Here is a 460-nt window from a genome sequence, read left to right as displayed (position 1 = left end):
GCACCCTCGGTCGGGTGAAACGCCGCGACTTCCAGCTCGTCGCCGAATTGCTGCGCGAGAAACTCCGCACCCGTCATCGTCGTGCCATCGGTTAGCGTGAGAGTGACCTCGTCGCCGGCGCCGGATTGGATCCGCGTCCATTCGGGAAGCGGCACCATAACAATCGGGCGTGGTACTGCATGCGGCACCCCACCACCGTCGCCATCACCACGCAACAGCCCCATAAGCGCATCAGCCATCTGGCCGGCTGGTGGCAGTTCCGTATCGATCAACCCACGCAGCGTGTGCTCAATATCAGCAATATTGCGTGCCGAATGCGTCAAGTGCAGCGTTGCCATACCCTCACGCGCCTTAGAAAACCGCACTTGCTTTTCAGGCGCGGGTTTCTTCGCGTCAATAACCTGATCGGCATAGCGCGACAGCGCGTCGAAACGGCCCTCGAACTTCAGCAGGGTAAAAC

The 460-nt window shown here is 60.4% G+C and carries 1 pseudogene; it reads right to left on the bottom strand.

The annotated features are described in order from the left end of the window. Positions 1 to 460: pseudogene (locus HMPREF2734_RS11970) on the bottom strand (HNH endonuclease); the annotation flags it as partial.

The sequence above is a fragment of the Corynebacterium sp. HMSC055D05 genome, from assembly GCF_001810365.1.
Lineage (GTDB): Bacteria > Actinomycetota > Actinomycetes > Mycobacteriales > Mycobacteriaceae > Corynebacterium > Corynebacterium coyleae.
Note: the sequence above shows the minus strand (reverse complement) of the source record. Positions and strands in the feature narration are given on the sequence as shown.